This is a genomic window from Pseudovibrio sp. FO-BEG1 (assembly GCF_000236645.1).
Taxonomy (GTDB): domain Bacteria; phylum Pseudomonadota; class Alphaproteobacteria; order Rhizobiales; family Stappiaceae; genus Pseudovibrio.
In genome coordinates this window covers 598,532-623,963 of sequence record NC_016642.1, presented here as the reverse complement: position 1 = coordinate 623,963, position 25,432 = coordinate 598,532, and the positions used below count along the sequence as shown (strand labels likewise).

The following is a 25,432-nucleotide window of genomic DNA, read 5'->3' as shown; positions in this document are numbered from 1 at the left end:
ATCTCACAGGCACGCCCATTCTGCGTCTTCGTTTCAAGCGATGGTTTAAATCGCCACAAACAACATCCGAAAAGGAGACAATGATGAGCTACAGATGGGCCAAAGACACGCATACATTCCGGGTGGATGAGCAGCGTAATTGTCTTGAAGGCATTTTTGATGGTGATGCCTCACTTACGTCCAGCGTCTGTTACTCAGACCACATTGCTTATGAGCCGGGAGAGAACATTTTGATGCCCGATGGCGTATGGGCTCAGGAAGGCTACATGACCACTAACCCGACACGACAAGGTCTTGGCTACATGATCAGCTTTGCTGCTGCCTCAGTCGCGATCCGCGATCGGGTTAACTTCATCTACATTTCATCAGGTAGCATTGATGGTGGTGGATCTGCGTTGATCAAGAAGCTTGGCGGTAAGCTGAACATGGATCTGGAGTTCAGAACCAGCAAAGGCAACAGTGTCAAACTACCTGGCTATCTCATCCGCACCTCCGATATGATCAAGCTCTCTGCTGAAGGCTGGCAGAACAAGGGTTGGAAGCTCGTTGAGGCACGTGACTAAGTTTGCAAGCTAAGGCGGAGCAGGAAAAAAGCCGCTCCGCCGAAGTTATCATCTTACTACAGAGCAAACTCACAGTACTCCACGCCGCTCTCATAGAGCTTTGAGGAGAGGCAGGTTAGGTCAATCCGTTGGGAGACATTGGCGAACAGCGGTGTGCCGCCTCCGCATACGACAGGAGCGACTTTCAAGCGCAGGACGTCGATTAGATTGCTTTCGGCCAGCAGACCAGCAAACATCCCCCCACCGCACAGATAGATATCACCGCCCCGCTCATTCTTCAGCTCATCGACACATGCAGCGAAGTCGGCTCTGACTGTTTCCACCTCCGCATCTTGGGGCAACTGAATTCCCTCGGAGAAAATCAGATGGCGCATATTTGGGTAAGCTTTTGCACCAGCAGGAAGACCAAACTGATAACCGAACTCATAGGTATGACGTCCCATGATCACCGTGTCATAGGTCGATAGACGCTCATTATAGGCATCTACGTGTTCACCTGTGTGCGGGAAGATTGAAACATCGCCGTTTGGGCCAGCAATAAAACCGTCGCGACTTACGGCGACGTCATAAATAACGCGTCTCATAAAGACTCCATCAAAACAAATAGGCAACGAACACCGGCCGCGCTGAACGCAGCAGTGCATCTAATTAGAATTTGGGTTGCCTTAGTTGTTCACTGACAGAGTCCTCCTCATTGCTTGACCTTATGCTGAAACAGATTTCTCGGCAGGTCAACCTGACAAGACTTTAAAGAGACGATGGCGTAGAGATTTCGAGCTGCTGTGGCGCAGCAGTAACAAATCAAGCAGTTCAACACTCCCTGATTTTTCATAAAACAGCGGTTTTCAGAGTGCTTTTTCCATGTACTGCACCGTCTTCCCCTTTCCTTCCAATTCAGCCTTACCGACGACTTTGAAACCCAAAGAGGCATGGAAAGCGTCAGAAGCTGGGTTGGGAGGATCTGAGTTTACCTCGCAGACGACACGCTCATACCCCTTCGCTTTTGCGAACTGAAAGAGGTCATCATAGAGCTTTCTGGCAATGCCCTGTCCACGCGCAGCCTTGGAAATTACGATGCGATCCACATAGAGGAAGTTGTCATAGTGCTCACAGAACCATCTGAAATTGATGGAAGAATAGTCGCCGTCCTGATCATAGGTGATCAGCAGACCAGCATCGTTGTCTGCGACTTTCACATAGGTCGATTTTTCGATCAGCTCCGCGAAACCATCCAGTGTCAAAGAGGAGAGCTCGACAGCATGCTCCTCATTTAGAGCATGCGTCCAGGTTAGATCGTCAGCAATAAAGCTTCTAATAGCAAACACACCTGTTTCCTGTTATTTCTTAAAATTGTAGTATTCTTCGCCGCTAAACGGATAAATTGCGTTTCGTACGGAGCGTCTTGAAGACGTGCACCATAAAGATTGTTGCGAAGAGTGGCGTGATGAGGTTGACGATCGGGATTGCCAGAACGAACGCAACAATGAGGCCTGCTGCAAACACAGTTCCGCCTTGTGATCTGCGGAAAGCTTTTGCCTCCTGCACTGGCATGAACCGCATAGCTACGAACTCAAAGTATTCGCGACCAAGCAAATAGCCGTTTACCAGCAAGAATGCGATCTGGCCGATGCCTGGAACAAAAAACAGCATCAAGGCGAAGATGTTTGCAATGATTACAACACCGACAAAACGCAGAGCGGTAACAATGGACTCGCCAAGAGGTAGGGCCTTACCCGGCTTGTCATGCGGGTAGGAGCGCTCTTCAACGAGATCGGAGATCTGATCCTGATAAAACGCGACCACCATCGCGGAGACTGGGGCGAGGATGTAACCAAGACCAATCAGGGCGCCGATGCCAGTCAGGATACTGACTGTTGTGTCCTGCCAATTCTCCGGAAGGTCAATAAAGTACCCAACCAAACCCTGAATGGCGATCCAAGCTACGAGGAGAAGAAGCAGAGTGAGCCCTAAGGCCTTGAAAAATATGCTTCTGAAATGGGGTTCGAAAACCTGCGAAAATGCTTTGATTGCTGCCGATAACATCTCTTGCGCCGAATTCTTGAAAACAAATGGCACTCAGAGCTCGGTACGCTCACACATCCCGCTCCAAGTCGTTGCTTTAAGTGTATTTGGATCTGAAATGCCCAAACACATTCCAGAGTTACGCACTAGATAAGCATTTCAATTAGCAGCAACAAGAGCCAGAGCTGTTAAAGCAGCCTGCCAATCGTCAAGATCAACAGGCTGCGTCGCTTCGTGATTAAAGGTGGCGCAAAAGTTAAGTGGCGAGTTCCATCTCATCAATCAGCTGCCACTTCAGGCTTTCAATGTCAGCCTTGCAAGCCTCTAGGTCTGCCGGATCAAATCGGAACCAGCAACCGCCTCCGACATTTGCAGGTTGATCAAATGCGCGGTCGATTGCGTTGTTGGCGAGGTGACACTTGAGCAGCGTTCCTACACCGCCATGGCCGGAGAAGAGCACAGGCTCGCCGCTTGGGATGGTGGTCAGCGCTTTTTTTATTGCGTCCACTACACGGCTCTGGGCATCCAGTGCACGCTCCCATCCGCGTACGCTGACTGCGGGGCGGCAGAAGAACTCATCGGCGACCGTTTCAAACTCATCCGGCTCCAGGAAGCCGGTTGAACTGCGATCATTCTCATGAAGGCCCGGAGCTGTTATGAGCTCGATCCCCAGATGGTTCGCGATGATCTGGCCCGTCTCAATGGCCTTCTTTTCGCGACTGGCAATAACGTGGTCGATCTCCAAAAGCCACGGCTGGCGCAGGCCTTGTTCTAAGCGTTCCCGACCTTTATCCGACAAATCCCAGTGCGGGACCGGGGTTGCCGGATCGATATAAACGTTTGGGTGGGTCAGATATATGCAGTAAGTCATGGCACCTCCCCGGTGCCATCAGGCACCTGCTAAACAACCACTGGCTCTAGTCGACCATGGGTCATTGTTCCTCGATAAATTTCTTGATCAAATGATGCGCGATAGAGATGTCAGGGGGACAAATTAATCCTGACTCCGCTTCGCCTTGGAGCATCTTCAGTGTCTCCTCTTTGGAAAACCACTGACAATCCTGCATTTCTTCATAGTCGATATTCAAGTCCGTCGTCAGCGCTTCACCGTGGAATCCGATCATAATATTTGATGGGAAAGGCCATGGTTGGCTGGCGACGTATTTCACGGTGCCGACTTTAACACCTGCTTCTTCAAAAACTTCACGGCGGACAGCACCTTCAAATGTCTCCCCCGGCTCTACAAAGCCTGCGAGTGTTGTGTAGACATTTTCCATCAGATGGTACGGGCGCCCCATCAGGCATTTATCCCCGTGGGTGATCAACATTATCACCGCTGGGTCCGTTCTTGGGAAGTGCTGCGCGGAGCAAGACGGGCAATCACGGCGATATCCAGCTTCAGCAAGTTCTGTTGGCTTACCGCACTGGGAGCACATCTTATGGGTTGAGTGCCATTTGCCCATTGAGGCAGCCTGAGCCATCATGCCCAGCACTTGCTGGCTTGCAGCGTGCTTCATTGCAATACCACGTAGGCCATAGGCAGCGTATGGGCCGATTTTTTCAAGCTCTTCGTCAATCGTTTCCGGATCAGTGGAGTAACGCAGGCCGAAGTGTGGGCGGTTGCCGTCGCTCTCATCAATGCCGAGGAAAATCGTCGTGGCATCAGTGATGCCCAATAGGTTGATCACCTCTGCAGAATGGAGAAGAGGCTGATTGGCGTCGTCTTTATTAAAGATAAAACTGTCGTTTGCCTGGATCAGAAAACGTGTTTCCGGCGCAGCTTTGAGTGAATTAACCCATTCTGTATCCTTACGTTTTTCCCCACAGCGATTAAGTGAATTGGCAGAATAGCAAAGAGCAGCAGAGGCGTCATACACCTCAGTTGTTTCGGCCAGCATTTCGAATTCCTTAAATTATAAAATTATGCAAAGTGAACCCGAGATACCGCTGAATTGCAATGTCGCGACGACATTTTGTGATTTCTGTTTCATCAGATTGATCGGAAGATTCACAGTCTCGTCCACAGTAGCGAGCGGTAAACATCAATGAACGCTTGCAAATTTCAGGCAAAACGCCCATATACACGACCGGGAGGTTGGTGGTGGACGAGCCACTCGCCAACCGGGTCAGGTCCGGAAGGAAGCAGCCCTAACGAGTCCATGGCACGGGTCATCGTGCCAGCCTCCCACCTATTTTCCCCGCGCCCATACTCGACAAGCGGCCGGTCTTCGTCTTGAATGGCCGGGAATAAGTTTTACCTTGCCTTTGAAGTGGCTGAGGATTTGGGCGACATGGACGGAATAGACCTTCAAGAAGAGCACCAGACAACAACAGGCGCGGAAGACAAATCTTCCAGCAGCGATGGTGCTTATCGCGTTCTCGCCCGTAAGTATCGACCAAGCACGTTCGATGATCTTTATGGTCAAGAGCCGATGGTTCAGACTCTGCAGAATGCATTTGAGACTGGACGTATTGCACAAGCATGGATGCTGACTGGTGTTCGCGGTGTCGGTAAAACGACCACAGCACGCATTCTGGCACGTGGCCTGAACTATGAGATTCCGGGCGAAATTGATAAGCCTACCATCCACTTAGACAAACCAGGCGTTCACTGCCAGGCGATCATGGAAGGTCGCCATGTGGACGTGATCGAGATGGATGCGGCGTCGCATACGGGTATTGGTGACATTCGCGAGATTACCGAGGCGGCGCGGTATCGGCCTGCGAATGCGCGGTACAAAGTGTACATCATCGATGAGGTGCACATGCTTTCTAATGCGGCGTTCAACGGCTTGTTGAAGACGCTGGAAGAGCCACCGGAGCATGTGAAGTTCATCTTTGCGACGACAGAAATCCGCAAGGTTCCTGTCACTGTCCTCTCCCGTTGTCAGCGGTTTGACCTGCGCCGGATTGAGAGTTCTACGCTTGTTTCTCTGCTGCGTGAGATCTCTGGCAAAGAGGGGATAGAAATCTCCGATGAAGCGCTGACGCTGATTGCGCGCGCTGGTGAAGGTTCTGCCCGAGACAGTTTATCCCTTCTGGATCAAGCGATTGCGCATGGTGCTGGCCGCATTGAAGCTGACGAAGTGCGGCAGATGCTCGGCCTTGCTGACCGCAGCCGGGTGATAGATTTGTTTGAGCACGTAATGCGCGGCGACATTGCCAGCGCTCTGGACGAACTCAAAGCCCAGTATGATGTGGGCGCAGATCCGGCAGTTGTCCTCTCTGACCTTGCAGACTTTACCCATCTGGTGACTCGCCTGAAAGCGGTGCCAAAGGCGGGTGAAGAGAACTCTGTGACAGAGAGTGAAAGACAGCGTGGGCGGGAGTTTGCTGAGAAGCTCTCCATGCGTGTTCTTTCCAGGACATGGCAGATTCTGCTGAAGGGAATTAATGAAGTGCAGAATGCACCTAAGCCATTGGCCGCGGCTGACATGGTTCTGGTGCGCTTGTGCTACGCCTCCGATCTGCCAGATCCGGAAGAGGCGCTGAAGCTACTCAAGTCCGGCAAGTTCTCCCCGGCGGGTGGCGGCGCACCAGCAGGCAACGCACCGCAAGGCGGTGGTGGGCCGAGCGCAAGCGGCGCACCTTCCGGCGGTGGCTCTGCGCCTCAGCTGCGCGCTGTTGCAGGTGGTCAGCCGATGGCACAAGCCGTTGGCGCTGCTCCACAAACAGCCCCACAGATGCGGCAGGCGGAAGAGGTTCACGAGAGGATCGCCATTCGTTCCTGGGCTGAGGTTGCTCAGCTTGCGGGCCGCATGAAGGATATTCCGGTCAAGGTTTCCGTTGAGCGCGCTCTGCGACTTGTCAACTTCCAGCCGGGCCGCATTGAGGTGCAGCCAACAGAGATTGCAACACCTGATGCAGCCGGTGAACTGGGCCGAAAACTAACAGAGTGGACCGGTCGTCGCTGGATTGTTGCGGTTAGCCGTGAGCAAGGCCGCCCGACTTTGCATGAAGAGAAAGAAGCGAACCAGAGACAGTTGGTTTCTGATGCGCATTCTGATCCGGAAGTGGTGAAACTTATTTCTGCCTTTCCCGGAGCTAAGGTTGTTGACGTGCGCATTTTGAAGCAGGAGGAAGATCTCCCCCTTGAAGCGGCGTCCGAGCCTGTCGACATAGAAGACATGGACTCTATGGATTTCACCCAAGATTTCTAAGGTTTCTGTGGTATGAAACCTAACGAGCAGAACAAGAGAAGCGCGACATGCGCTCAAGAGACGTTTAAGGAGCGAGTCGATGGACTTTCTTAAAATGATGAAGCAAGCCAAGCAGATGCAGGAAAAAATGGGCGAGCTTCAGGAGACTGTGAACGAGCTTTCTGTTGAGGGCACCTCAGGCGCAGGCATGGTAACCGTTACCTTGAATGGTAAAGGTGAAATGACCGGATTGAAGATCGATCCATCTCTCATCAACGCTGATGAAGTTGAAATTCTAGAAGATCTTATCCTCGCTGCGCATAATGATGCTAAGGCGAAGGGTGAGGCGCTGGTTCAGGAGCGCACGCAGGACATGATGTCCGGCATGGGCCTGCCAGCGGGCATGAAACTCCCGTTCGGCTCCTAAGTTCTTCAGGTTTAATCTGTTGCCAAATCACCGCGACCCTGCGCAGATTTGGCGGCATGCCTGAAATGGATTTATTCCCTCTTGCCCGCCTCCTCAGGCGGGCATAGTTTATCTGGCATTGTCTCGCAAATCAGCTTTGCGGGTGCCTTTTCTTTCTCGCAGAGAGCATAGATTTTCGATGAGTACACGCAGGGTTGCTGGTCCCGAAATTGAACGCCTGATTCAGCTGCTTGCCAAGTTGCCCGGCCTTGGTCCACGCTCGGCCAGACGCGCCGCTTTGCATCTGGTTCAGAAGAAAGATCAGTTACTTATCCCTCTGGCGGAAGCCATGGGCGTGGCTGTTGATCAGGTTGGCATCTGCTCAGAATGCGGCACCGTTGATACCAGTGATCCTTGCACCATTTGCTCTGATCCGCGCCGGGATGGCTCCACCATTGTGGTGGTTGAGGACGTCTCTGACCTTTGGGCGCTGGAGCGGGCATCGGCAGTGAGCGCGCATTATCATGTCCTCGGTGGCACCTTGTCTCCGCTGGATGGAATTGGGCCGGATGACCTCAATATTTCCAAGCTGATGGAGCGTGTTGAAAGCGGCGGTGTGAACGAAGTTATCCTCGCGGTGAATGCCACCGTTGAAGGACAGACCACAGCGCATTTCATTACGGATCAGCTTGCGCGATTTGAGAATGTGAAAGTGACCCGCCTTGCCCATGGTGTGCCGGTTGGTGGGGAACTGGACTACCTTGACGAAGGCACTCTGGCGCAGGCTTTGCGAGCAAGAACAAAGTTTTAGCAGGTTTCTTGCTCGGCACTTATGCGAGGATTTCAGTGGCATAAGTCGTTTGCGTTGCTATGTGCGTTGATTTGAAAGCTTTGCGTGTTTTTTGCGCTGATTGGGATTTTTGAAAAATGGACACATCTTCCGCCAAACCTATCGAGTTTTTCATCCGCAAAACCCAGCGCAACGATGTGAACGAGCTGCTTGCCCTGCTCAACCGGATTATTGAGGCCGGGGGGACAACTGCGATTGAGAAGCCGCTGAACAAAGGTGAGTTCATCGACTGGTTTCTTGAAGCGGACATTCTGGAAAGCACTGTTTGCGCGATTGACCGTGAAACCGGTGAGCCGCTTGGCTTTCAGATCGCCAGCCATTACGGAGATATCCCCGCGGACTGGGTTGATATTGGCACCTTTGTGAAGCCGGGCCTGCACAAAAGCGGCATTGGCAGTGCGCTGTTTAAAGCGACCCTCGCTAATCTGGAGGGCAAAGGCCTCGTCGCCATCAACGCCACCATCCGCGCCGACAACACCGGCGGCCGCGCCTACTACACCTCCCGCGGCTTCAAAGACTACAAAGTGCTGGAAGCCATCCCACTCTCTGACGGCACCCCGGTAGACCGGATTTGTAAGCGGTTTGATTTGGGGTGAGTGCGAGTTGGAGATTTAGCATTAGCGTCACCTCGCAAGCTTTAATACAACTCTGAATTACATTACAAGATCATATTCAACCTATAAAATAATTTGGTAATTTTATGTATCTTGATCCTTTCATAACAGAACTATCGCCGCTCCAATACTTGATTTCCGTCCTCATCACCATTGCAATTGGGGCCATAGTTGGAGCAACTGCAGCTCATTATAAGCAAAGGACAAAAGTGGGATGGCTGATCTTATGCGGACTATTTCCATTTATGATGTTTCCACTTTTCTGTTTGCCTAATTTGAAACAACCCTCAGCACACTCCTTCAACGGAAAAACATGCCCAAGATGCGCGGAGACCGTAAAAGCAAGAGCTCAAGTCTGCCGATACTGTGGACACGAGTTTCAACTCCCCAAAAAGAATAAGCAACGTCTAGGCAACTCAGAAAATGCGCAGGAAGTTGACATAGAAACCGGATTAGTGAAGGTCAGTGAAAGCCACTTTGTTGCGCCACAATTCACCCCCAAAGAGAGGCTTTAGCCTTTGGTCTTGAATGCCTTGATGGCATCAGCAGCTCCACTACGTCCAGCTGATCAAACCAAAGACATTCAAGCTGATTACTGAAGTACAGAACACTTCACAATCAATCTCCCTAGATCCCGGAACTGCGCTGTGCTTGTCCGGGATGACGGTGGTGGGTGGTGAGGTTGTTGGGGTTGCCTCAATTCCGTCATCCCGCGCTTGATGCGGGATCCAGTGAATGGGGTGGCAGAGGGAATGCTACCCCTTATTTTCAGGGAGTGGACGTGGTGTGGGTGGCACTGGTAATTTTTAGGGAGGTGCTGACCTGCGGCGGGTGGTATCGCCGCAGACCAGCAGGGCACCGATTGGCGAGGATGCGGGGTGTATTTGCGTTTCGCCATTGGCACCGGAGCAAGAGGCACTAGTTTGTGCCATTTACCATTCACAGTGATGTTGCACGCGCTTTGCGTGGTCAGGGTTGCCGATCACGTTTAGCGCATTGCACGATCAAGCCATTTCCTGAGCCAGTCCCTAAAATGAGGCTGGCTCTTTTCTTTGCTGCCGGGCTGTTTCCTCATTTGAACGCGATGGGCTTTGAGGATTGAGCGCTCGAGCAAAGGGCAATACGGCTTAATCAGGAAGCGGAACTTTTGTGTTTATTGGCTGCGGATGAGCGACCCGCTCTAACATTCCGCAGCTCTTTTCCAGTGCTTCGAGGCGATCGCGGAAGGCGTGATGCAGAGTGAACAGGGCATCGCGCTCGCTGGAGTGCTGCATTCTCTCTGTCAGCACAAGGTGCTGAATATACGAGAGGTTCTGCAGATCCGAGACAGCGACGATGACTTCGTCAATTTCATTTTGGAAAGTATTTGTGGCGCTACATGCGCATGCGGAGTCGTTCATTCTCAATCCCTCTGTTTGTAGGGTGTTGAACAACCGCGCGACAACAAGGCTTTCGACGGCCCGCTGGCGAGCGGGAGGTTCGAAACCTGCAAACAGACAGGCGAGTTTATTCCCCCCGAAGGGGTATTGTATTCACCGCCCTCCCGCTCATAGCAAAGGGTTTGCGCGCTACCTATAAAGCAGGCACAAAAAATCCGCTAGTCGACGGGAGCGGTAACCGCTGTTTGGAGAGGTTTCGACGCCTCATGTATGAATGTTGAATGAAAACCAGAGGTTGTCAAACTGACAGTTTTTACAGGGATGTGGATGGCAGAGTTTACGCTCGCCTGGTGAGGCGGTTGAGCTGTGGTTTGGGTCTGTGCTCATGGCTCTGGGTCCCGCATCGGGTGCGGGATGACGGTGGGTGGTTGAGGCTGCTATCAACAGCACCTCAGGTTCCTTCGCGAAAACTCTTGCAATTGGGGGCGGTAAAACTCAGTATGCGCGCTGATGGTTTCTGGGGAGCGAAAGGCCTCGGGATTAAAAGGGAACACGGTGAAGTGTAGCCAACAGGCGCTAATTCCGTGACTGCCCCCGCAACTGTAAGCGGTTAGCGAAGCCAAGCGTGCCACTGGAGAGATCCGGGAAGGCTGGCTGAGCACGGACCCGCGAGTCAGGAGACCTGCCATTATGTTTCACTTCAACCCGGGCGGGGCGTCCCGGAAGGAGGCCATAATGGTTGCATTGGCGCAAGCCTCTCACATATCCGGTTTCTATTTGCCCCCGCTGCAGCGCGGAGGGCGTTATGAGACCTTTTTCCTCACCAACTAAACTTTATCCCGGATCGTTTTGCGAGCCGCTGATGGTCTGCGCATGCGTGCGCTTGACTTTTACTTCAGGATTCGACAATTGATGTTACGTTATAACGTTACATCGATAATTATGTAGCGTTTCACTCAGGTGGGGTGGTTGAATGCTGGATCCTGTTTCTTTTCATTTCAATGGCTTAGGCTGTCCGATCAGGGCTGAACGGCGCAAGGATGCTTTGTCATGAGCGCGGCTTGTGTATCCGTTCGCGAGGTTTCCTGGGCGCCGGATCGTAAGAGCGCGCTTGTTCTGAAACCGCTGAGCTTTGAGCTGGCGGCGGGGCACACCCTTGGTGTTGTGGGGGCGAACGGGGCTGGGAAATCGACACTGCTGCGGCTGCTTTATCGCTTCAACAAGCCGATGAGCGGGCAGATTTGCATTGGTAGCGATGACATCTGGTCTCTTTCAGCTCGGGCAACAGCGCAGCGGGTGGCAGCGGTGCTGCAGGAGCAGCCGACAGATTTTGCTCTCAGGGTACGCGAGATTGTGGAGCTGGGGCGCACACCCTATCGCAGCGGGCTGGCGGCTTCCGGTGAACATGACCGGCAGGTGGTGGATCGTGCGATCCATGCTTTGCAGCTGGATGGGCTGGCCGGGCGGTTGTTCGGCACGCTTTCTGGCGGGGAACGTCAGCGGGTGATGGTGGCACGGGCTTTGGCGCAGGAGCCGGAGCTGCTCATTTTAGATGAACCGACCAACCATTTAGACATTCGCCATCAGCTGGAAATTCTGAAGCTGATTGAAGAGCTGGATCTGACGATCATCACCAGTTTGCACGACCTGAACATGGCGGCGCAGGTGTGCGATCAGATCCTGCTGCTGGATCACGGGCAGATGCTGGGCTTTGGGGCTCCGGAGCAGATCCTCTCCCCTGCCCTTGTTTCGCAGGCGTTTCACGTGCGGACCACGCGTGATCAGCTGATGGCCCGGCAACAATCCCTCCTTACTTTTGATCTTCACTCATAAGGACTGTTTTCATGAAAAACTTTGGTTTGGCGCTGACTGTAGCGCTGCTTACTTCTTCGGCTGCCTTGGCAGAGGTTTCCGTACAAAGCTGTAGTCGCACCGTTGAGTTTGATGGCGTGCCGCAACGGGCTGTTTCCAACGACTCCAACCTGACAGAGATGATGCTGGCGCTGGGGCTGCAGGACAACATGGTGGGTTACACCGGCGTTTCTGGCTGGAAGACACTGGATGCAGAGCTGACCGACAAAGTGGCTGTGTTGCCAGAACTCTCCCCGAAGTACCCAAGCAAGGAAGTGCTGATCGGCGCTGATGCGGACTTCTACTTCGCGGGCTGGAACTACGGCATGAAGGTTGGCGGTGAGGTAACGCCAGAAACGCTGGAGCCGTTTGGCATCAAGGTGTACGAGCTGACCGAGAGCTGCATCCATCTCGGTGAGAAGCCTAAGGTTTCCATGGATGACATGTACAATGACCTTTTAAACCTTGGCCGCATCTTTGGTGTTGAGGCGCGGGCGGAAGCGCTGGTGCAGTCTTATCGTGATGAGCTGACGCAGTTCAAAGCTGGCCTGAAAACCTCTGACACACCGCTGCGCGTGTTTGTTTATGACAGTGGCGAGGATTCTCCATTCACTGCCGGTCGTTATGCCATGCCGACTGCGATGATTGAAGCGGCCGGAGGCACCAACGTGCTGGATACGCTGGAAAAGAGCTGGGCGCGGGTGAACTGGGAAGCTGTGGTTGAGGCGAACCCGGAGATGATCGTGATCGTCAACTATGGCGAGGTGACTGCCGAGCAGAAGCGTGAGTTCATGCTGAACAACCCAGCCTTTGCGGAGCTGGATGCGGTGAAGAACGACCGGTTCGTGACATTGGAGTATGCGGAGGCAACGCCAGGACCACGGAACATCAAGGCGATCAAGAAGCTCGCTGCTGCGTTCTGGGGGAACTAAAATGAGCGAAGGAACCGGCGTTGTCGTGGCCCCGCCTGAGGGCCGTTCTCCTCATATGCTGCAGATCTGTTGCGTGGGATTGGCTGCGCTGGTTCTTTCGGTTTGCCTTGCTGTCTCCGTTGGCGCGGTTTCTGTGTCCATGGAGACGGTCTGGGGTGTTCTCGTCAACAAACTGGTGCCGGGATTGGTGGAGCCGAGCTGGTCGTTGGGCCGAGAGAACATTCTCTGGCAGATCCGCCTGCCCCGTGCACTGCTGGCGATTATGGTCGGGGCCGGACTTTCCATCGTTGGAGCCTGCCTGCAATCCGTAACCCGCAACCCGCTGGCGGACCCGCATCTGATTGGCATTTCTGCTGGTGGTGCGTTTGGGGCGGTGTTGGCGCTGCTGCATACGGGGCTGTTTCTGGGCTTGCTTACGGTGCCGTTGCTGGCTTTTCTCGGTTCTCTTGGGGCAACGCTGCTGGTGGTTGGTGTTGCCAAGTTCACCAGTGCGACCAGCGCTGACCGGCTGGTGCTGACAGGTGTTGCGGTGAGCTTTGTGCTGATGGCGGGCGCGAACATTCTCATCTTTCTGGCGGACCCGCGGGCCACGCACACCGTGGTTTACTGGATGCTGGGCGGGCTGGGACTGGCGCAGTGGACGCATCTTCTCTATCCGCTGGCGGTTCTGCTATTTTGCGGGACGTGGCTTTGGCTGCGGGCCGGGCATTTCAACGCCATGACCATTGGCGATGAGACCGCGACAACACTGGGCATCTCCGTGGCTTCCTTCCGGTTGGAGACCTTTGTCATCAGCGCACTGATTACCGGGGTGATGGTGGCGTTTTCTGGCATGATCGGCTTTGTGGGGCTGATGGTGCCTCACATTGTGCGGTTGTTTGTGGGTGGTGACTATCGGCGCCTGATCCCGGTCTCGGCTTTGTTCGGGGCGATCTTTCTATTGCTGGCGGATGTGGTTTCGCGAACTTTGATGAAGCCGGAAGATATGCCGATTGGCATCATTACCGGGCTTGTGGGCGGTATTTTCTTTATCTGGCTACTGCGAGAAAAGCGCTAGTTCGCCGTTTTTCAGGGGCTCAGGCATCTCGCAATTGTTGTGATATTGGCCCGAGCTTGCCGTGATCGCGACACAGATTTTTCGCGTTAGACTCATACAAGGCCGCTCTGGCAGCATGGCAAACAAGCGGTTTTGAAGGGAATTTGCTTTTATTCCGGTTGGTTCCGGCTGCTTTTAATTATGGTTTTGTCGCATATTCCTAGGTGATGAACAGAGGTCTGTTTCGGGAACATGTGTTTGATGCGGAGTGCGTGAATGACATCTCGTTTGTATAGCGATTTTGCCGAGCAATATGATGAGGCCATTCAAGAGAACATCTACAATGCTCTTTTGGAGCGCCCGACGCTGCTTGGCATGCTGCCTCCGCTGCAAGGGCTGAAGGTTCTGGACCTGGGCTGCGGGCCGGGGGTGTATGCGCAGTTTTTGTATGACCACGGCGCGGATGTGACCTGCATTGATGAATCCGAGCAAATGCTGAAGCTGGTGAAAGAGAAGCTGGACGACAACGTGAAGTGCTATACCTCTGACCTTTCCGACGGACTGCCGGACAAGCTGGAGGGCACGTTTGATATCGTGATTTGCCCGCTGATGATCCATTACATTGAAGATCTGGGGAAGCTCTTTTCCGACATTGGCAAGGTGTTAAAGCCGGGCGGCTATTTCGTGTTCTCAACGCACCATCCGCTGATTGATGCGCAGTGCTCCCCAAGCGGCAGTTATCTGCGCCAAGAGCATGTGACGGAGGAGTGGAACACCATTGGCGTGCCGGTGAAGGTGAGCTTTTACCGTCGCCCCCTCTCCATGCTGTTTGGATGGCTTTCCAGTGCCGGGATGTGCGTTGTGGACCTGCGTGAAGGGATGCCAGCTGCTGAGATGAAGGAAAAATCTCCGGTCCATTATGAGAAGCTGCTGAAGAACCCCAATTTCATCTTCTTCAAATGCCAGAGCCACTGCTGCAAGTGAGTGGTGAACTGAAGCTGCCTCAGACTCTTTGGCAACTTACAGATTTGTGAGTCTTAGGGTTTCTGCGGTTTATCTCCCGCAGAGTCAGTTCTGCCCTGCCCTAACTCGTGAAACCATGAGTCATTTCAAGGAGATATTGACTCTGCGAAACTCACAGGTGTGTTAGTTGCCTCTGAGTCAATTCTCACCCTCTGCAAAGGTGGAGTAAATGCTGCGGAAACGGTCGTAACGGGCTCGGTTGGCGCCCATATCGCTGTAGCCGACACGGGACTGGGAGCGGTAGTGCACAACGCGGTCCTGCTCATCGATCCAGAGCTCCACATCGTCGTTGTAGCCCATCTGAGCGCTTGTAAAGACGGCGTGAAGGTAAGGTCCATCCACCTTGCTGATCTTGTTCTTGCCCATCTCCTCCAGCGTGTTGGTGAGTGCTGCCTGCGTTGCGCCAAATGTGGCGAGCATGGGCAGCGGCTCTACATGGCGGGAGGCATCTTGCGCTTGAGAGGAGACGGCATTGGGGGAATTCGGGAGCGGCGCAAACTGTCCATCATGCACACCGACATACTCCGGGACCTTAGAGTTTTGCCAGATAAGCTTTACTGTGACACCGACCACAAGAGCCACCAGAAGAATTGCAATAACAGCCATTTTAGAAAGACCTTTAAACATTATCGTTTCCAGATTTCCCACCTGCACAGAGCATAACTCATTCAGGAGTTGCGGACGAAATGAAATTCTAGTGTTTAGAATTGCCGGGATTATGTTGGCGATGCGGTAGGTGGTTGATGCTGAAAGACGTTCATGCTCAGCTCTGTAGATCCAGTGTTTCCGTCGTTTTATTGCTTCTTTTAGCCAGCCTCAACATAAGCAGGTTCTGCCGGATTTACTCTTACCGTGCGGCAGAAATTACCTAACCCCTCATTCATTCCATAGTTTTTGGAGCAAACTATGAGCCTTTGAGAGGACTCCATCTGGCACGTGCTTTGCTTCTTATTATGTGCGCCACATATTGGCTCATAACTCGACGAAGCTGCGTTGAGTTCATTGAAGTTCCTTATTGTTGAACTGAGTTCTTCAATTGAAGTTCTGGACAGCGGCTGACGGGGTTCGTGAATTAAGTGATTGAATTTGTTGAATTGTATTAGTCAGCTTTGAGGAACTATTTGATGTCGATTAGTAATGTAGGCCAGAATCCTCTACCGAGTACTGATACTTACACTCGGTTCTCACAGTCCTCTGAAAACGTCTTTGGTACTTCGGTTTCTGAAATCGCAACAAAGCAACGTTCTATTAGCAGCGCATCCGCCGAAAATGCACGAGTTGCCGGCCCAAACTTTCGAGGTAATGTTTCCTATGAGAATTTTTTGGAGCTAAACGGGCTCAATCAGAGTTTGGGCAAAGAAGGGCTGGAGGGTATTGCGCAAAGGAGTAAAGAAGCTGAGCTGGAACTGAACGCTGAGCTGGAGGAGCACCTTGCGGAGGGTAAGAGACGATATCACGAAAACTATGAAGAAGATAACAAACGTATAAGACAGAACATCGCCGAGCGTAAAAGAGAGATCGCCAAATGGGAGCGAGAGCTATCAGGAGCTCACGGCAGATACAAAGATTTTGTCCAAGGCATCATAGATAACAATAAGACATCAATCGCAGAGGATGAAAAGCGTATAAGACAGAACGATATTTTTTCATCTCATTGGGCTTGATAGGCGAAGAAATGGCGCAGCTTCACTGCGCCATTCAATGAAGCAGTTGTTAAACTACAGGAATTAACGCACCCAGATCGTAAACATCCATATTTGCATCTGCAATATACTCCACTTTAAATTCGTCACCAGAAAAATAATTTGAGATTAGCGCTGCACTATCTAGAGAACCATCAGCAATGTCGTTGGCGCTATACAAAATGAGATTATTCCCATCCTGAGCCCACATAAGGTCAGAGATGTTCACTGTATTAAGTTGAAGTAGGTCCTGATCACCAGAAGCCTCATAAATGATGGTATTGGCTGTACCAGTATTTATATAGGTGTCATTTCCCTCTCCACCAAACATATGGGTTGTATCACCTGTACCGCTGACAAAAATATCGTCTCCGGCTTCACCATAAAGCGTATCTATGCCCTCTCCTCCATAGAGCTTATCTGCGCCTGCACCGCCGATAAGGAGATCGTTGCCAGCATTCGCATATATGGTGTCATCACCATCTTCGCCATAAAGGGTGTCGTCACCTGTACCGCCATAAATAGTGTCATTTTCACCACCACCGTAGATGGTATCGTTGCCAGCCTCACCAGCGAGTATGTCATTACCTTCACCACCATGCAAAGTATCCGCGCCGTCACCTCCAACTAGTAGGTCATCACCAGCATCACCGAAGATTGTATCGTCAGCATTCCCACCATAAAGCTCATCATTACCAGCTCCGCCATGAATGGTGTCTTTTCCGCCAGCACCATAGACGATGTCATTTCCATCGCCACCCTCTATATAGTCCTGGCCATAAGCTCCAAAAATGGTGTCGTTGCCATCACCACCAAATAACTGATCGTTATGGTAACCATCTGCATGAATTTCATCATCACCAGCACCACCATTGATGATGTCTTTTCCGTTACCACCGCTGAGATAATCATCCCCAGAACCGCCATTTATGACATCGTTGCCATCATCACCGTTGATTGTATCATTTCCAGAGCCTCCTAGCAGGTTATCACTGCCATCACCTCCCTTGATTTGATCATCCCCCGAGTCTCCATGTATCTCATCATCACCTGCATCACCCCAAAGGGTATCATTTCCAGCGTCGCCGTGAATGCGATCATCTCCATCACCACCTTCGATAATGTCGCGACCATCTCCACCGTTTAGGTCATCATTACCAATATTGCCGACGAGCTTATCATTCCCGTCACCTCCATAGAGTTCAGCATCTGTGACAGTGGCTTCGATGTGATCATTTCCACCATAACCGTATATTGGCCCATCATTGGGGTCCAAATCGATATAATCACTACCAGCAAGCAAGTTAGGATCATTTACATAAGGCGTACCAACTCCATCTTTCCAAACAAGTGCCATAATACTTCTCCATAAATATTAAATTTAAACTCTAATTATCTTGCTTCTTATTTTGTGAAATAATGAGTATTCTCGTCTAAACACAATATAAGCCTGCAATTTCTCTCTAAACACCTAGATTGACATGGGGTACAGGCGATGGCTTCAGAAATGAGAGCGACACCCGTCCACCTCGCTAGAGAAGAGAGCCCATCAAATAAATTTTTAATTGTATGCATTGCAAATGCATCCTAAAGTAGAAACCGTTCAGAATATCAACTTTTTCTCATGCAAACAGGATGGATACACGGGTAACTGCGCATCCTCTCGGTACAATGACTTAGATTTTCGCTGTGAAAGATTGATAGGATTTCTCAGTTGTACTTTCTGTATCCCACCTAAAGCAAACTGAAGAGGCAATGGAAGAAAAAGCTGAGATGCCCCTTTTTCCAAATGCCAAAGACCTCTTAGCGTACGCCCAACAAACGCTCTCTAAATACCAATGACGCTTCAAATTTCCTCAAAACGGCCCAATCGGTGCCATTAAACTTGACGATTTTGCAATTTCACTCTTAATTGCCCTTTTAATAGCAAAATTGCTGCTTAAATCTCTCAGGTCGGGAGAAAAGCAACAAAAGGAAGCCTTTGCAGATGAATTCAGAACGCTCTACGCAAACCACTGAGCGCCAGGAACCTTCTCCACTCTTGAAGCTGGCCCTAGAGCTCGGTCCATTGGGCGTTTTCTTCATCGCCAACTCCAGAGGCGAACAGCTTGCAGAATTGTTCCCTGCATTGGGTTCTCTCGGGCAGCCGATTTTTATTGCGACAGCTGCCTTTATGGTTGCGATCTCCATCTCCCTTACCGTTTCCTACATTCTCACCCGTCATCTGCCGGTGATGCCGCTGGTTTCCGGTGTGGTGGTGCTCGTGTTTGGTGCGCTGACGCTGTATCTGCAGGATGAACTGTTCATCAAACTCAAGCCAACCATCGTGAATACCTTGTTCGGATCCATCCTGTTGGGTGGCTTGTTCTTCGGTAAGTCTCTGCTGGGTTATGTGTTTGACAGCGCCTTTAAGCTGGATGCGGAAGGCTGGCGGAAGCTGACCATGCGTTGGGGCGTGTTCTTCCTTGTACTGGCGCTGATCAACGAGTTTGTCTGGCGCAACTTCTCAACGGACTTCTGGGTAGACTTCAAGGTCTTTGGCTTCATGCCGATCACCATGGTCTTCACCATGATGCAGTTGCCGCTGATCCAGAAGCACAGCCTTGAGAGCGAAGAGAAGAGCTAAAGCTCTCTCAACTTCCTACATGCAGACAAAATTAAAGCGCGGTTTGGGCCGCGCTTTTGTGTTTTCAGCAGTAAGTTCCGGATTAGCGCGGTGCGCGCTTTGCCAGGATGCGCTGCAGCGTTCTGCGGTGCATGTTCAGGCGACGGGCTGTCTCTGAAACGTTGCGGTCACATAGTTCGTAAACGCGCTGGATATGCTCCCAACGAACCCGGTCAGCGGACATTGGGTTTTCTGGTGGTGGAGCTTTATCGTTTGGACGGCGGGTCAGCGCTGCCAGAATATCATCGGCATCAGCTGGTTTCGCGAGATAGTCAATCGCGCCAAGTTTTACGGCGGTTACAGCGGTTGCGATGTTGCCATAGCCGGTCAGGATGATTGCGCGCGCGTCCGGCTTTTTCATGCGGATGGCTTCAACCACATCCAGACCGCTGCCATCTTCAAGGCGCATGTCTACGACAGCATAATCAGGTGCCTGTGCTGCAACTTTACTCAGCGCTTCTCTAACACCATCTGCGGTTTCCGTGTGGAAACCCCGTTTCTGCATCGCACGTTCCAAGCGCTGCTGGAAAGCACGATCGTCATCAACGATTAGAAGGCGTCCAAGAGGTGCAACTTCTGGTTCTGTCATTTTGCAGGTCCGATTAATCTACGGTATTCACAGGCCACTTTAGTATATTTTTCAGTTAAGGGAAGTTCCCAACGGCTTTTATAGCCAGATTTCGCTAAAGTATTTTTACTAGGATACCTAGAGATTTACTCTCAGGATTCTGGAGTTTGCGCTCCCTGATCCATCGTTTCACGCAGCCAGCGAATATGGACCAAAGCACCGTGCTCCGGATCTTTTCGATTATGAAAATTCACTCTTCCGCCCGAGCGCTCCAGCAATGTTTTGGCGATAAAGAAGCCGAGGCCAAGGCCACCGCCGGACTGGCGCTCGCCGTCATCTATAAACTCTTCTTCACCATCCTCAGAGATTGCAGGTGCTGAGCGTTTGGAGACGTAAGGCTCACCCATGCGAGCGAGAACTTCCGGTGCGAAGCCTGGGCCATCGTCTACAATGAAGATTTCGACGAACTTCTCATCCCACTTAGCCTCAAAGAGAACCGTGGTTTCCGCGAAGTCTACTGCGTTTTCCAGCAGGTTGCCGAGGCCGTAGCTGATGGCCGCATCGCGGACACCGACAGGCTCCGGTCCAGTGCCTTCTGCGTTGACCTTGATTTCGATACCGAGGCCTCTGTGAGGCTCTGAGACGTCCGAAAGCAGCAGGGAGATCGGCATGCGCTGGAACACCTGATCGGCGTCACTGGAGAGGCTGGTGAGCTTCTTCAGGATCTCACGGCAGCGGGCAGCCTGAGAATAAACCAGCTCAGCATCTTCACGTAGAGGGTCGCCCTTTTCAAATTCCGTGGAGAGCTCTTTTGCGGTCAGATAGATCGTGCCCAGCGGGGTTCCCAGTTCGTGCGCGGCGGCCGTTGCAAGGCCATCCAGCGCGGACAGGTGCTTCTGGTGAGCCAGAACCATGTCACTGGCGGCCAGCGCGTTGGAGAGCTGGCGAGCTTCTTCTGCGACGCGCAGGGAGTACGTGGCCATGAAGAACATGGAGCACATGAGCGAGAACCAGACGCCGACGAGATACAGCGGTGGCAGATCGATCTGGGTGCCATCGTACCAAGGCAGCGGCATGTGGAAGGCGGTGAGCAGCGTGACAACTGCGCCAGCCAGCGCGCCAAGGATGATGGTGTTGCGGGAGGACAGCGCGGTTGCGGAGACCACAACCGGCGCCAAAATGAGGAAACAGAACGGGTTGCCCAGTCCACCTGTGAGGTAGAACAAGCCACCGAGCTGGATGATATCGTAGGCCAGCTGCGCTGCTGCTGCGTTTTTGGAGATGCGCGTGCTCGATGGCCAGCGGATTTTCAGGATGACATTGAGCCAAGCCGAGGCAGCGACCAGAACGTAGCTGTAGCCAATAGGCAGCGGGAAGTTGAGCAAGTAGTGCACAACCAACAGAGAGACAGTTTGTCCGGCTACCGCCAACCAACGCAGACGGACAAGCGTATCCAGCTTGATCTGCGGGTCTAACAGTCGCGACTGTCCTTCCGGTGTGCTTATCATTTAATCTTGCTCCAATACGTCATAAAAGCCCTTCATAAATCACAGGTGATCCACTTGCCAATGGGTTATGTGGCAGAACTATGCTGTTTTGCCGCTGAAATGTTAGCATAGCCTTGTATCCGCCTCTGGGGCATGCTAGCCAACCATCTAGTTGCGCAGGTACAGCAAACAAACACTTAAGAGTGACAGTGAGTTGTACCAGTGATTGTTATTGCGACACGGGAAAAACGATATGAGTGAAGCTAATACTGCTGGCGAACAGGGTGAAGCAGCTGCTCCAGGTATGAACATCCTGGCTCAGTACATTAAAGATCTGTCCTTTGAAAACCCAAATTCTCCGAAGTCTCTTCAGCCAGGTGAACAGCCTAAGCTGGACATCAACGTAAACGTTGGTGCAAATCCAATTGGCGAAGACCAGTTCGAAGTAATTATTACCCTGAACGCAAAAGCGAACACTCCTGAGCAGGTTCTGTTTGCTGTAGAACTCGTTTACGGTGGCGTATTCCAGATCACTGGTGTTCCTCAGGAGCATATGCACCCGTTCATCCTGATCGAGTGCCCACGCATGCTGTTCCCGTTTGCTCGCAACATTCTTGCAGACACCACACGCAATGGCGGCTTCCCTCCACTGCTGCTCGATCCAATCGACTTTGCTGCTCTGTACCGCCAGAACCTGGCACAGGCTGCAGCAGCACAGCAGGCACCTGCTGGCGACAATGGCGAAGCAAAGCCAAACTAAGAATTTTAAGTTTCCGGCCAACTGTCGGTACTTTGACAAAGCCACGCTGGATTCCAGCGTGGCTTTTGTTTTGCCTGCAATTCGACATTTCGATCTAGGAAGATGTTTAGTTTCGCCACCTAGGATTGCCGCAGTCAAAAGATAGAGGCCTCAAGAGACTTAAAAATGCGGCATCCAAGATTTTTGAATATTGCTGGCGCACTGGGCATTGCTGCCCTTTTGATGACACCTGTCGGCTCCCTTGCCCAGGACGAAGAGCCAGAGATTGCTGGCCCTGAGGACTGGCACGCCTACAGCTACTCCGCAGAGCAAATTACCGGCGACATCATTCTGGCTCCCGGCACAATCGAGATGGGTAATGCTGGTGTTCTGACGATTACCGGCGTTGAGGGCTATACGCCAAACCTGTTCTCCTTCAGCGGTGCCACCTCGCTCAATTTGCCTGAAGGCAAATACTTCTGCGAAAAGGGCGTCGACAAAGGCTTCATGGTCATCGATCGGTCACAGCCAGACTTTCTTGTGATTGACGTGTTCGGCGGGGATGTGCCACCTGTCGCTGGCAAGGGCGTAGACCAACAAGCTGGTTTCTGCGGCTCGTTTACCTACAACAAGTCATAGGGGCGCTCAGCATGGCACGATTAAACAAGGGTGTTGGCTTTGCTTCTGTGTGTTTGGGTTTCACTCTTCTGGCGAGCCCGCTCGCTTATGCTGAAGATGCTGGTGAGAAGTGGATCGCAGTGAGTAACACCGCGATGAGCATTACTGGCGATATCGAGTTATCTCCTACAGCCATTACCATGAGCACTGGTAGCGTTTTGCCGCTGGAAGCAGTGAAAGGTGACGTCCCTAATCTTTATCGCTTTACTCATGCCAATGATCTCAAGCTACTTCGCGACAATACGTTTTGCTTGCCACATACAGAAGTGGGGTACGTCGTGCTGAACTACCGAGGTAAGGAAGAGTTGGAGATTGATGTCTTCGACGGTGACGAAGCACCTCACAGCGCTGATGAGCTAGAAAGCCAACCTGGCTTTTGCGCTTCTTATTTCTATCAGAAACCGTAGTGCTTATAACTGCATTTGCACCTCGATCAGGTCTGTGCAACATACGCTTTATTCTGATGTTGCACGGGGCTGATATGCGGATCAAAGACGCCAATTTCTACCGGAAATACTACAAAAAGTATCACGGCAAGGATCCGTACAAGAAAACTCCGAAGCCTCTGACGCGTCTTGGGGTCACCCGCAAGTATCTGAGCTACCTGCTGTTCTATATCTCCTCCACTTTCCTTCTGAGTGGCTATGCCACCAGTATGCGGGATTTGTTGATCTTCAACTATGCCGTTGCATGTGTGCTTGTTGTGGCTGCTGTTTTCATCTGGCCACGAGAGGTGAAAGCGCTGGAGCTTATTGGTCGCTATCTTGGGGTCGTTCTTTTTGCGGCGGTGTACAGCGCAGTGATTTTCGTGCCGATTGCATTCACGATGACGACCGAGGAGCTTGCCACCTTTTTGCAGCCCTTCCCGTGGATCATTCATGCAGTGTATCTGCCGCCAGCCATCTACGCTGGCATCATGATCTGGCGCGCGCCTTCTACGAAGGATGAGGCGAACAGCTCTGCTGTGTGATCTCTGTGGACGTCAGGTTGCGCCGGAGGTATCTCTATGCGAATAAACGAGAAATCGTTTTATGCACGGCGCACTTATGCAAAACAAAGCCCTCAGCTTTTATAAGAAATACAGCAATAAACATTCAGAGCAGGAACTCTTTGATCCAGATTTGATACCGCTGACGCGCTTTGGTCTTTTACGCAAGTATCTCAGCTTTGTTGTCTTCTATCTCTCCTATCCGTATGTGAGCAAACTGTTTGACGCCACTGCTCAGGATAGCTTCGCCAGCAACTCTATCCATCTTGGCGGGTACCTTGTTCTGGCTGCCTTTTTATGGCCGAGACGCCTCAGCTTGTTTGGCTTCCTGATGCGCTATTTCTGCATCTGGGGCGCTGTTGTTCTTTATTGGATGCTGATCATTTATCTGGTCACGCCAGAGAAGCTTAAAGCGCTGGTCGCCACCCATCCCTGGCTTCCCAAGGCCGGCTATTTGCCGTTTGCATTGTATGCGCTGGTGATGATCTGGCGTACGCCGAAATCAAAAAAAAGACGGTCCTGGCGCCAACAGCTCCGCGCAATGAGGCTCAGTTAAAGTTTGGCCCCTCATTTCAACTGGTCTTCAATTGCTCTCGGGAAAAGTTAGTCTGTCCCGGAGTTCGTGGCCTTCACGTGTCGCGCTCTAACAATTGATTTGAGCGGAACCCTTGCATTTGGTTGTATCTGGCCAAATGAGACATGCTCAATCTCCTTTCCTGAGGCAGCGGTTTTTCTGCGATGTCTGAAAACGCATACGCACAAGAAGTTTGCTACAACCTGCGTGGTGGGAACCGCGCGTTGCTGATGGATGCGTTTGCCAATATCCGCAAAGAAGACTTTCTGTTCCCCCCTCCCTGGAAGGTGGCCATAACCACGCCCGGCTATGGACGCCGCGCTGTTTTGCAGGATGCTGCAGACCTCTATCAGGACATGCTGGTGGAGCTGGTGCATGAGGCTTCCATCAACACCGGGCAGCCTTCGCTCTGGGCACAGATTTTCAACTGGTCGGGTCTCAAACCGGGGATGAGCGTTTTTGAGTCCGGCTCTGGTCTCGGGTACTTCACCGCAGTTATCGCTCATGTGGTTGGGCCGGAGGGCTCAGTTTACTTCGATGAGCCCCATGAGAAGCTGCATGACAAGTGTCGCGAGAACCTAGCAGGCATCAAGAACGTGCATGCGGTGTATGACGGTGCTGCGCTGGACCGGACCTATCTTTGCTATGGCACCACCACAGTACCTGCTGAGCTTTATCGCAATACCAAGCTGCGGGGGCAGATTGTGTTTCCCTTCACTGATGACTGGGGGCACGGTTTCTTCATCAGCCTGAAAAAGAAGAAGAAGGTTTGCGAGCTGAAGCTTGGGGCGCCCTGCGCCTTTGTGATCAGCCGGGATTACAAGAACAATCCTTACACCAATGACTTTGGCGAGCTGACGGATATGGCGGTGGACGTCAAATTCGTTGAGCAGGCTTTGGATGACAAAGTGCTGGATGTGGCAAAGATGATCCATCTGGCGATTGAAGCCAAATCCCACTCTTAGAGCATGTTACGCTCATTTACATTCACGCCTCATGCTCTAACTTATTTATTTTAAACGAGTTCTTGTCGTTTGATTGAATTCAATCAAACGGAACGCGCTCTAGCTTTTATGCCGCATAGTAATCCGGCTTGCCAAACCTCCCGCCTCTCGCTAAGCTCATTCCCGTTGCGCGTGAGCGTGATGATCCGAAACGTAACCAAAGGGGGTGCATTATGATTGTGATAAAGGTGCTTCAGGCAGGTTCGTTTAAATAGGCAACACGCCTTGCCTG

Annotated in this window: 28 protein-coding genes, 1 other RNA gene and 1 riboswitch; of the genes, 19 read left to right on the top strand and 10 right to left on the bottom strand. The window is 52.0% G+C overall.

Annotation, left to right across the window (positions count from 1 at the left end; translation table 11 throughout):
- Window positions 1–83 precede the first annotated feature (83 nt).
- Complete coding sequence (locus PSE_RS02910) at window positions 84–563, top strand: hypothetical protein (RefSeq protein ID WP_208998072.1); 480 nt, start codon at window positions 84–86, stop codon at window positions 561–563.
- A gap of 56 nt (window positions 564–619) precedes the next feature.
- Here PSE_RS02910 and PSE_RS02905 read toward each other — a convergent pair whose 3' ends face one another.
- From PSE_RS02905 to nudC, 5 genes are all read right to left on the bottom strand, one after another.
- The gene (locus PSE_RS02905) at window positions 620–1,147 is read right to left on the bottom strand and encodes a dihydrofolate reductase family protein (RefSeq protein WP_014283498.1); all 528 of its coding nucleotides are present in this window, start codon (window positions 1,145–1,147) and stop codon (window positions 620–622) included.
- Window positions 1,148–1,408: 261 nt separating this feature from the next.
- A complete protein-coding gene (locus tag PSE_RS02900; protein ID WP_014283497.1) occupies window positions 1,409–1,888 on the bottom strand; it encodes a GNAT family N-acetyltransferase in 480 nt (159 codons plus the stop codon).
- 43 nt (window positions 1,889–1,931) lie between these two features.
- Window positions 1,932–2,606 (bottom strand): sulfate transporter family protein, encoded by a 675-nt coding sequence (locus PSE_RS02895; protein WP_014283496.1) that lies wholly within the window; start codon window positions 2,604–2,606, stop codon window positions 1,932–1,934.
- 235 nt (window positions 2,607–2,841) lie between these two features.
- Window positions 2,842–3,456: a histidine phosphatase family protein gene (locus tag PSE_RS02890; protein ID WP_014283495.1), complete on the bottom strand. Its 615-nt coding sequence runs from the start codon at window positions 3,454–3,456 to the stop codon at window positions 2,842–2,844.
- Window positions 3,457–3,517: 61 nt separating this feature from the next.
- Entirely contained in the window at window positions 3,518–4,483 is a 966-nt protein-coding gene (gene nudC, locus PSE_RS02885; protein ID WP_014283494.1) for an NAD(+) diphosphatase, read from the bottom strand.
- Window positions 4,484–4,675: 192 nt separating this feature from the next.
- On the opposite strand from nudC, the gene ffs reads away from it, so the two are divergent.
- From ffs to PSE_RS27830, 6 genes are all read left to right on the top strand, one after another.
- Window positions 4,676–4,774: signal recognition particle sRNA small type (gene ffs, locus PSE_RS26875), an RNA gene on the top strand.
- Between the two features lie 102 nt (window positions 4,775–4,876).
- A complete protein-coding gene (locus tag PSE_RS02880; protein ID WP_208998175.1) occupies window positions 4,877–6,745 on the top strand; it encodes a DNA polymerase III subunit gamma/tau in 1,869 nt (622 codons plus the stop codon).
- A gap of 79 nt (window positions 6,746–6,824) precedes the next feature.
- Window positions 6,825–7,151, top strand: coding sequence for a YbaB/EbfC family nucleoid-associated protein (locus tag PSE_RS02875; protein WP_008548682.1), 327 nt, complete (start codon window positions 6,825–6,827; stop codon window positions 7,149–7,151).
- A 178-nt stretch (window positions 7,152–7,329) separates the two neighbouring features.
- Window positions 7,330–7,941: a recombination mediator RecR gene (gene recR / locus PSE_RS02870; protein ID WP_014283491.1), complete on the top strand. Its 612-nt coding sequence runs from the start codon at window positions 7,330–7,332 to the stop codon at window positions 7,939–7,941.
- Between the two features lie 116 nt (window positions 7,942–8,057).
- Window positions 8,058–8,576, top strand: a complete 519-nt coding sequence (locus PSE_RS02865; RefSeq protein WP_014283489.1) for a GNAT family N-acetyltransferase — start codon at window positions 8,058–8,060, stop codon at window positions 8,574–8,576.
- A 104-nt stretch (window positions 8,577–8,680) separates the two neighbouring features.
- The gene (locus PSE_RS27830) at window positions 8,681–9,109 is read left to right on the top strand and encodes a zinc ribbon domain-containing protein (protein WP_041767878.1); all 429 of its coding nucleotides are present in this window, start codon (window positions 8,681–8,683) and stop codon (window positions 9,107–9,109) included.
- A 612-nt stretch (window positions 9,110–9,721) separates the two neighbouring features.
- On the opposite strand, the gene PSE_RS02855 is transcribed toward PSE_RS27830, so the two are convergent.
- A complete protein-coding gene (locus PSE_RS02855; RefSeq protein WP_008548684.1) occupies window positions 9,722–9,994 on the bottom strand; it encodes a hypothetical protein in 273 nt (90 codons plus the stop codon).
- A gap of 473 nt (window positions 9,995–10,467) precedes the next feature.
- A riboswitch (cobalamin riboswitch) is annotated at window positions 10,468–10,678 on the top strand.
- Window positions 10,679–11,023: 345 nt separating this feature from the next.
- Here PSE_RS02855 and PSE_RS02850 point away from each other — a divergent pair.
- The 4 genes from PSE_RS02850 (at window position 11,024) to PSE_RS02835 (ending at window position 14,776) form a co-directional block, all read left to right on the top strand.
- Window positions 11,024–11,806 (top strand): ABC transporter ATP-binding protein, encoded by a 783-nt coding sequence (locus tag PSE_RS02850; protein WP_014283487.1) that lies wholly within the window; start codon window positions 11,024–11,026, stop codon window positions 11,804–11,806.
- 11 nt (window positions 11,807–11,817) lie between these two features.
- Window positions 11,818–12,756, top strand: a complete 939-nt coding sequence (locus PSE_RS02845) for an ABC transporter substrate-binding protein (RefSeq protein ID WP_014283486.1) — start codon at window positions 11,818–11,820, stop codon at window positions 12,754–12,756.
- 55 nt (window positions 12,757–12,811) lie between these two features.
- On the top strand, window positions 12,812–13,813 hold the full coding sequence (locus tag PSE_RS02840; RefSeq protein ID WP_051125975.1) for an iron ABC transporter permease: 1,002 nt from the start codon (window positions 12,812–12,814) through the stop codon (window positions 13,811–13,813).
- Window positions 13,814–14,068: 255 nt separating this feature from the next.
- Window positions 14,069–14,776, top strand: a complete 708-nt coding sequence (locus tag PSE_RS02835) for a class I SAM-dependent methyltransferase (RefSeq protein WP_008548669.1) — start codon at window positions 14,069–14,071, stop codon at window positions 14,774–14,776.
- Window positions 14,777–14,953: 177 nt separating this feature from the next.
- On the opposite strand, the gene PSE_RS02830 is transcribed toward PSE_RS02835, so the two are convergent.
- Entirely contained in the window at window positions 14,954–15,442 is a 489-nt protein-coding gene (locus PSE_RS02830; RefSeq protein ID WP_148266076.1) for a DUF1499 domain-containing protein, read from the bottom strand.
- A gap of 497 nt (window positions 15,443–15,939) precedes the next feature.
- Here PSE_RS02830 and PSE_RS02825 point away from each other — a divergent pair, with 497 nt between their 5' ends.
- Window positions 15,940–16,479 (top strand): hypothetical protein, encoded by a 540-nt coding sequence (locus PSE_RS02825; protein WP_041767875.1) that lies wholly within the window; start codon window positions 15,940–15,942, stop codon window positions 16,477–16,479.
- A 49-nt stretch (window positions 16,480–16,528) separates the two neighbouring features.
- On the opposite strand, the gene PSE_RS02820 is transcribed toward PSE_RS02825, so the two are convergent.
- On the bottom strand, window positions 16,529–17,854 hold the full coding sequence (locus PSE_RS02820; RefSeq protein WP_014283481.1) for a calcium-binding protein: 1,326 nt from the start codon (window positions 17,852–17,854) through the stop codon (window positions 16,529–16,531).
- A gap of 630 nt (window positions 17,855–18,484) precedes the next feature.
- On the opposite strand from PSE_RS02820, the gene PSE_RS02815 reads away from it, so the two are divergent.
- Complete coding sequence (locus tag PSE_RS02815) at window positions 18,485–19,123, top strand: septation protein A (RefSeq protein ID WP_014283480.1); 639 nt, start codon at window positions 18,485–18,487, stop codon at window positions 19,121–19,123.
- Window positions 19,124–19,205: 82 nt separating this feature from the next.
- Here PSE_RS02815 and PSE_RS02810 read toward each other — a convergent pair whose 3' ends face one another.
- Window positions 19,206–19,751 (bottom strand): ActR/PrrA/RegA family redox response regulator transcription factor, encoded by a 546-nt coding sequence (locus PSE_RS02810; RefSeq protein ID WP_008548588.1) that lies wholly within the window; start codon window positions 19,749–19,751, stop codon window positions 19,206–19,208.
- 131 nt (window positions 19,752–19,882) lie between these two features.
- The gene (locus PSE_RS02805) at window positions 19,883–21,238 is read right to left on the bottom strand and encodes an ActS/PrrB/RegB family redox-sensitive histidine kinase (protein ID WP_014283479.1); all 1,356 of its coding nucleotides are present in this window, start codon (window positions 21,236–21,238) and stop codon (window positions 19,883–19,885) included.
- A 232-nt stretch (window positions 21,239–21,470) separates the two neighbouring features.
- On the opposite strand from PSE_RS02805, the gene secB reads away from it, so the two are divergent.
- The 6 genes from secB to PSE_RS02775 all read left to right on the top strand — a co-directional run bounded on the left by secB (window position 21,471) and on the right by PSE_RS02775 (window position 25,161).
- Window positions 21,471–21,977, top strand: coding sequence for a protein-export chaperone SecB (secB, locus tag PSE_RS02800; RefSeq protein ID WP_008548640.1), 507 nt, complete (start codon window positions 21,471–21,473; stop codon window positions 21,975–21,977).
- A 165-nt stretch (window positions 21,978–22,142) separates the two neighbouring features.
- Window positions 22,143–22,595: a hypothetical protein gene (locus PSE_RS02795; protein ID WP_014283478.1), complete on the top strand. Its 453-nt coding sequence runs from the start codon at window positions 22,143–22,145 to the stop codon at window positions 22,593–22,595.
- 11 nt (window positions 22,596–22,606) lie between these two features.
- Window positions 22,607–23,041, top strand: coding sequence for a hypothetical protein (locus PSE_RS02790; RefSeq protein WP_014283477.1), 435 nt, complete (start codon window positions 22,607–22,609; stop codon window positions 23,039–23,041).
- Between the two features lie 74 nt (window positions 23,042–23,115).
- Entirely contained in the window at window positions 23,116–23,604 is a 489-nt protein-coding gene (locus PSE_RS02785; protein ID WP_014283476.1) for a hypothetical protein, read from the top strand.
- A 61-nt stretch (window positions 23,605–23,665) separates the two neighbouring features.
- Window positions 23,666–24,178: a hypothetical protein gene (locus tag PSE_RS02780; RefSeq protein WP_014283475.1), complete on the top strand. Its 513-nt coding sequence runs from the start codon at window positions 23,666–23,668 to the stop codon at window positions 24,176–24,178.
- 182 nt (window positions 24,179–24,360) lie between these two features.
- Window positions 24,361–25,161 carry a protein-L-isoaspartate O-methyltransferase gene (locus PSE_RS02775; RefSeq protein ID WP_014283474.1) on the top strand — a complete coding sequence of 267 codons (801 nt, stop codon included), beginning with the start codon at window positions 24,361–24,363 and terminating at the stop codon, window positions 25,159–25,161.
- Window positions 25,162–25,432 lie beyond the last annotated feature (271 nt).